Source organism: Mesorhizobium sp. BHbdii (assembly GCF_053848045.1).
Map to the genome: position 1 here is coordinate 1 of NZ_JBSPKX010000145.1, position 498 is coordinate 498.

The following is a 498-nucleotide window of genomic DNA, read 5'->3' on the forward strand; positions in this document are numbered from 1 at the left end:
GTATAGCGTTTTGCTATGAAGCTGAACGAGCGCCACTTGATGCAGCTCGCCGCGGTGCTGGATGCAGGCGGCGTGTCGGAAGGAGCCGCCATGCTGGGCCTGACCCAGCCCGCGGTCAGCCGATCGCTGGCCATGCTGGAGGCGCGGGTCGGCGAGCCGCTGTTCCTCAAGGGCCGCCGGCCGCTGCAGCCGACGCCGCTCGGTTTCCAGCTGGCGGCGCAAGGACGCACGATCATCACGGCGTCGCGCAAGGCGTCGGATGCGGTGCAGGGCTTCATGAAAGGCACCAAGGGTGTCGTCCGTGTCGGCGGCGTGCCTTTCTTCATGGACGCGATGATCAGCCGGATGATCGGCGAATTCCAGAAACTCGAACCCGAGGTCACCGTCCAGCAAAGCTATATGAACCTGCCCGAGATGGTCGCGGCGCTGGAGAGCAACCTGATCGACCTCGGGATCGTGCCGATCGGCGTGCTCGATCTTGGACCCGGCTTCGAATTC

At 64.9% G+C, this 498-nt stretch carries 1 protein-coding gene; it reads left to right on the forward strand.

The window, feature by feature from the left end; translation table 11 throughout:
• Window positions 1-15 precede the first annotated feature (15 nt).
• Window positions 16-498: LysR family transcriptional regulator (locus tag ACWTU8_RS32300; RefSeq protein ID WP_455851309.1), on the forward strand; the 483-nt coding region annotated here is incomplete at its 3' end.